We start from the raw sequence: 6,503 nt of genomic DNA, 5'->3' as shown, positions 1-6,503 counted from the left end.
ACCCGGGGCCCGAGCCCTATGCCGCCCCCCCAATTTCCCCTCTCACCCCGGTTTTGCCGGTTTTGAGGGCGGCCGGGAAACGCCCATAGAAAAGGGCCGCCATCGCTTGCGGCCCTCGTCATGCGTATTGCGCCGGGGTCAATGCTTGACGCGCGTGCGCCGGACCTCGCCGCCATTCTTGGGCACCACCTTCGAACGCGCCTTCTTCGGTTCGGGCTTGACCGAGGGCGGCGGCGGGAGCGGCCGCTCCAGTGCCAGGTCGAGCACCTCGTCGATGTACTTCACCGGCACGATCTTCATGCCCTGGGTGACGTTCTTCGGGATGTCGGCCAGGTCCTTGCGGTTCTCCTCGGGGATGATCACGGTCTTGATGCCACCGCGCAGCGCCGCGAGCAGCTTCTCCTTCAGGCCGCCGATCGCGGTCACGCGCCCACGCAGCGTGATCTCGCCGGTCATCGCCACGTCCGCACGCACCGGGATGCGCGTGAGCAGCGAAACCAGCGTCGTCGCCATCGCGATGCCGGCGCTGGGACCGTCCTTGGGCGTCGCGCCGTCGGGCACGTGTACATGGATGTCGTGCTTCTGCAACGCGTCGAGCTCCAGGCCGAGCCGCTCGGCACGCGCGCGCACGACCGACATCGCCGCCGACGCCGATTCCTTCATCACATCACCCAGTTGGCCGGTCAGCGTCAGCTGGCCCTTGCCCGGCACCTGCGTGGCCTCGATCTGCAGCAGATCGCCGCCGACCTCGGTCCAGGCCAGGCCCGTGACCAGGCCGATCTCGTTGTCCTGTTCGGCGCGGCCGAAATCGAAGCGCTGCACGCCCAAGTACTTGTCGAGATTCTTCTCGGTGACCTTGACCGCCTTGATCGCCTTCACGCTCTTGCCCTTGGTCTGCACCGGGCCGGCCAGCGCGATCTCCTTGACGACCTTGCGGCAGACCTTGGCGATCTCGCGCTCGAGGTTGCGCACGCCCGACTCGCGCGTGTAGTAGCGCACGATGTCGCGGATCGCGCCTTCGGAGATCGTCAGCTCGGCCGCCTTCAGGCCGTTGGCCTTGAGCTGCTTGGGCAGCAGGTAGCGCGTGGCGATGTTCAGCTTCTCGTCCTCGGTATAACCCGGGATGCGGATCACTTCCATGCGGTCGAGCAACGGGCCGGGGATGTTGAGCGAGTTGGATGTCGCGACGAACATCACCTCCGACAGGTCGAGGTCGACCTCCAGATAGTGGTCGTTGAAGGTGTGGTTCTGTTCGGGATCGAGCACCTCCAGCAACGCCGAGGCCGGGTCGCCGCGGAAGTCCATCGACATCTTGTCGATCTCGTCGAGCAGGAAAAGCGGGTTCTTGGTGCCGACCTTGTTGAGGCTCTGCACGATGCGACCGGGCATCGAGCCGACGTAGGTGCGCCGATGGCCGCGGATCTCGGCCTCGTCACGCACACCGCCCAGCGCCATCCGCGTGAACTTGCGGTTGGTCGCCTTGGCGATCGACTGGCCGAGCGAGGTCTTGCCCACGCCGGGCGGGCCGACCAGGCACAGGATCGCGCCCTTCATCTGCTTGACGCGCGTCTGCACGGCCAGGTACTCGAGAATGCGCTCTTTGACCTTCTCCAGGCCGTAGTGGTCGGCATCGAGGGTGTCCTGGGCCGCCTTGAGATCCTTGCGGACCTTGCTGCGCTTCTTCCACGGCACGCCGAGCAGCCAGTCGAGATAGTTGCGCACGACCGAGGCTTCGGCCGACATCGGCGGCATCTGCTTGAGCTTGTTGAACTCGGCGCGGGCCTTGGCCTCCACCGGCTTGGGCATGCCGGCCGAGGCGATCTTGCGGGCGAGCTCCTCGATATCGTTGGGCGCATCGTCGATCTCGCCCAACTCCTTCTGGATCGCCTTCATCTGCTCGTTGAGGTAGTACTCGCGCTGCGACTTCTCCATTTGCGACTTCACGCGGCCGCGGATGCGCTTTTCCATCTGCTGCACATCGATCTCGCCGTCGACGAAGCCGACCAGCAGCTCCAGGCGGTCGGCGGTATCGGCCGACTCGAGCAGCCGCTGCTTGTCAGCCAGGCGCACGCCCAGGTGCGCGGCGATCGTATCGGCCAGGCGGCCGGGCTCATCGATGCCGGCCAGGGTCTGCAGCAACTCGGGCGGCAGCTTGCGATTGGTCTTGACGTACTGCTCGAACAGGCCCATCAGCGAGCGCGCGATCGCCTCGACCTCGCGCGGCTCGCGCGACTCGACCGCACTCAACGGCACGCCGGCGCCCAACAGCGCGCCCTCGTGCTCGCGGATGTCGCGCAGCGAGACGCGCTCGGTGCCCTCGACCAGCACCTTGATGGTGCCGTCGGGCAGCTTGAGCAACTGCAGCACCTGGGCCAGCGTACCGACCTGATACAGGTCGTCCGCGCCCGGGTCATCGATGTCGGCGGACTTCTGCGCGACCAGCAGGATGCGCTTGTCGGCCTCCATCGCCACATCGAGCGCGCGGATCGACTTGTCGCGTCCGACGAACAGCGGGATCACCATGTGCGGGAACACGACGACGTCGCGCAACGGCAGGACCGGAAGATCGTAGGTGTCGGGAGTGGCGCGTGAGCTCATGGGGGGTTCCTTGAAAGATCGCGTCCGGCCGGCGGCGCCGGCCCGGCGGCCGGACGAGGCCGCCTGGGGGCCAGTCGTTTATGGGGCGCGCGGGCGCCGGATGCAAGCGGATCGGCCGGCTCCCACGCAAAAGCGCCGCGATCGATCCGATCGCGGCGCTTATTGGCGGGCATTGTCCGGGCGCCGACGCTGAACGGGACGGCAGCCGGAACGTTTCGTTCCGGCTGCGTCGATCACTCGCCCGAGGAGGCGACCTTCTGCTCGGCGACCGGGGTCTCGTAGATCAGGTACGGCTCGGACTTGTGCTCGATGACCGACTCGTCGACCACGACCTTGCTGACGTTCTCCAGCGACGGCAGCTCGTACATGGTGTCGAGCAGCACGGATTCGACGATCGTACGCAGCCCGCGGGCGCCGGTCTTGCGCTTGATCGCCTTCTTGGCGATCGCCGACAGCGCGTCGGGCCGGAACTCCAGCTCGACCCCCTCCATCTCGAACAGCTTGCGGAACTGCTTGCTGATTGCGTTCTTGGGCTCGGTCAGGATCTGGATCAGCGCCGGCTCGTCCAGTTCCTCGAGCGTGGCGACCACCGGCAGGCGGCCGACGAACTCGGGAATCAGGCCGAACTTGATCAGGTCCTCGGGCTCGACGTCGGCCAGCACCTTGCCGGTGTCGGCCTTGCGCTCGGAACTCTTGAGCTTGGCGCCGAAACCGATGCCGCCGGCCTCGGTCGAACGCTGCTGGATCACCTTGTCCAGGCCGGCGAACGCACCGCCGACGATGAACAGGATGTTCTTGGTGTCGACCTGCAGGAACTCCTGCTGCGGATGCTTGCGTCCGCCCTGCGGCGGCACGCTGGCGACCGTGCCTTCGATCAGCTTGAGCAGCGCCTGCTGCACGCCCTCGCCCGACACGTCGCGGGTGATCGACGGGTTCTCGCTCTTGCGCGAGATCTTGTCGATCTCGTCGATGTAGACGATGCCCTGCTGCGCCTTCTCGGCGTCGTAGTCGCACTTCTGCAGCAGCTTCTGGATGATGTTCTCGACGTCCTCGCCGACATAGCCGGCCTCGGTGAGCGTCGTCGCATCGGCAATCGTGAACGGCACGTTGAGCAGGCGCGCCAGCGTCTCGGCCAGCAGCGTCTTGCCCGACCCGGTCGGACCGATCAGCAGGATGTTGGACTTGGCCAGTTCGACCTCGTCGTTCTTGCTGCGGCTCTCGATGCGCTTGTAGTGGTTGTACACGGCCACGGCGAGCGTCTTCTTCGCGCGCTTCTGGCCGATCACGTACTGGTCGAGCACCTCGAGGATCTCGCGCGGCTTGGGCAGCGAACTGCGCGCCGACTGCGCCTTCTCCTCGAGTTCCTCGCGGATGATGTCGTTGCAGAGCTCGACGCACTCATCGCAGATGAACACGCTGGGGCCCGCAATCAGCTTGCGCACCTCGTGCTGGCTCTTTCCGCAGAAGGAGCAGTAGAGGATCTTGTTGCTGTCGCCGGAACGACCCTGACGGTCTTCGCTCATGCCTTCGCCAAATCAATATTGCGGTTACGTTTCGAGAATAACACAGCGTCCGGCGCCGCCCTCAGGGACGGCACCGGCGCTCTCATGCCTGATGAATCAATGACTTGGAGCGTCAGGCGGGGGTGATCGTCTCGTCGGGACGGCGCTCGAGCACCTGGTCGACCAGGCCGTACTCACGGGCGGCCTGCGCGCTCTTGAAGTTGTCGCGCTCGGTATCGCGGGCGATCGTCTCGAACGGCTGGCCGGTGTGGTGGGCCATGATCTCGTTGAGACGCTGCTTCATCGACAGGATCTCCTTGGCATGGATGTCGATGTCGGTGGCCTGGCCCTGGAAGCCGCCCAGCGGCTGATGGATCATCACTCGCGAATTGGGCAACGCATAACGCTTGCCCGCCGCGCCCGAGGCCAGCAGCAGCGCGCCCATGCTGGCCGCCTGGCCGACGCAGATCGTGCTCACGTCCGGCTTGATGAACTGCATGGTGTCGTAGATCGCCATGCCCGCGGTGACCACGCCGCCGGGCGAGTTGATGTACAGGTTGATGTCCTTCTCGGGGTTCTCCGCCTCGAGGAACAGCAACTGGGCCACGATCACGTTGGCCATATGGTCGTCGATGCCGCCGACCAGGAAGATCACGCGCTCCTTCAACAGGCGCGAGTAGATGTCGTACGCGCGCTCGCCGCGGCTGGTCTGCTCGACCACCATCGGCACCAGGTTGAGGGCTTTGGTTTCGATGCTCATCAATCGTTCCGTGTCGGGAGGGACGCCCGGCCCCGTTGGGCCGGACGGACGGACGCCACTTACCCCTGCGGGGCGATGGCGTCCTGGAAGGACAGCGGCTGCTCGGTGTGCTGGGCGCGCTCGGCGATCCAGTCGATCACCTGCTCTTCCATCACGCGGTTCTGCAGCCCCGACATCAGCTGGGGGTCGTTGCGGTACATCTCAATGACCTGCTGCGGCTCCTCGTAGGTGGAGGCGATCAGACGCATGGTCTCGTTCACGCGCTTGGGATCGAGCTTGAGCTCGTTGCGGCGCGCAACCTCGCCCACCAACAGCCCGACCAGCACGCGCTTGCGCGCAGGCTCCATGAACCCGGTGTGCGCATCCTCGCCCACATTCGGGTTCTGGCCGTTGCGGCGGGCCTGCTCGACGGTCTGGCGCAGCAGCGACCGGGCCTCGGCCTCCACCAGCTTGGGCGGCAGCTCGACGTGCGCGAACGCGGCGACGAGTTGCTCGCCGACCTCGCGACGCAGGCGGTTCATCAGCGCGCCCTTGAGCTCGCGCTCCAGGTTGCTGCGAATCTCGGTGCGGAACTGGTCCATCTCGCCGCTCTTGACGCCGAAGCTGCGGATGAACGCCGCATCGACCTCCGGCAGTTGCTGTTCGGACACCTGCTCGATCTTGACGTGCACGGTGGCCTGCTTGCCGGCGAGCGGCGGCACGCGCCAGTCCTGCGGGAAGCTGACCTCGATCGCCTTCTCTTCGCCCTTCGACAGGCCGACCAGCGCCTCCTCGATCTGCGGGAACATCGCGCCCGAACCGAGCACGGTGACGCCGCGCTCGGCGCCCTCGGCCGGCAGGCGCTCGTCGCCGATCTGCGACCAGGTCTCGACATCGACGGCATCGCCGGTCTGCGCGCCGCGCGTGACCGCGCTCCAGCTGCGGCGCTGCAGGCGCAGGTTCTCGATCATGCGATCGATGTCGTCCTCGGCCACCTCGGCGGTGTTGCGTACGACCTGAAGCTTCTCCAGTTCGATGTCGCCGAAATCGGGGACGACCTCGAACGTGGCGATGAACGCCAGTTCGCCCTCGTCCGCGGCTTCGGACGGCGCGATCTGCGGCTGGCCGGCCAGGCGCAGCGCGTTCTCGCGCACGCCCTGGTCGAAGCCCTCGCGTAGCAGGCCGTCCAGGACCTCGGCACGGACCTGCTCGCCGAACCGCTGCTCGACGACCTTGGCCGGCACCTTGCCAGGCCGGAAGCCCTTGAGCCGCGTGGTCCGCGCGATCTCGCGCAGACGGCCAGCGACCTGGGTCTCCAGGCGTTCGGATGGCACACGGAACGTCATCCGGCGTTCCAGGGTGCCCAGCGATTCGACCGAAACTTGCATATCCACTCCTGCGCTGCGGACGGCGCCGCACGACTCTGACTTGTTGGGAATTGGTTCCGACGGCGGCCGGCCGCCCGCGACCTGCGCGGCTGGCGACGGAACGGCGTAGTTTGGCCGATTCGGGGGCCGGCCGCCACCGGGCGGCGCGTCGGGGGGACGCCATAGGTCGACCGGGGGCGCGATACGGCGCGGCGCGGGGTTGGATGCGTGGCCGCCTTCGCAAGCGGCGAACGGGAGCGATCGTGCCGCCGGCGCGCCTGCGGAGATGGCCCGCGG

Annotated in this window: 3 protein-coding genes and 1 pseudogene; all 4 read right to left on the bottom strand. The window is 66.8% G+C overall.

Going from position 1 to position 6,503, the window contains the following annotated elements:
• Positions 1-237: 237 nt before the first annotated feature.
• A pseudogene (gene lon, locus ABE505_RS10825) lies at positions 238-2,598 on the bottom strand (endopeptidase La); the annotation flags it as partial.
• Positions 2,599-2,831: 233 nt separating this feature from the next.
• The gene (gene clpX / locus ABE505_RS10820) at positions 2,832-4,121 is read right to left on the bottom strand and encodes an ATP-dependent Clp protease ATP-binding subunit ClpX (protein ID WP_183425696.1); all 1,290 of its coding nucleotides are present in this window, start codon (positions 4,119-4,121) and stop codon (positions 2,832-2,834) included.
• 112 nt (positions 4,122-4,233) lie between these two features.
• Positions 4,234-4,860: an ATP-dependent Clp endopeptidase proteolytic subunit ClpP gene (gene clpP / locus ABE505_RS10815; RefSeq protein ID WP_346442178.1), complete on the bottom strand. Its 627-nt coding sequence runs from the start codon at positions 4,858-4,860 to the stop codon at positions 4,234-4,236.
• A 59-nt stretch (positions 4,861-4,919) separates the two neighbouring features.
• The gene (gene tig / locus ABE505_RS10810; protein ID WP_346442179.1) at positions 4,920-6,227 is read right to left on the bottom strand and encodes a trigger factor; all 1,308 of its coding nucleotides are present in this window, start codon (positions 6,225-6,227) and stop codon (positions 4,920-4,922) included.
• Between the last annotated feature and the right edge of the window lie 276 nt (positions 6,228-6,503).

This window comes from Luteimonas sp. TWI382, from assembly GCF_039674545.1.
In the GTDB taxonomy this organism is placed as follows: Bacteria; Pseudomonadota; Gammaproteobacteria; order Xanthomonadales; family Xanthomonadaceae; genus Luteimonas.
Note: the sequence above shows the minus strand (reverse complement) of the source record. Positions and strands in the feature narration are given on the sequence as shown.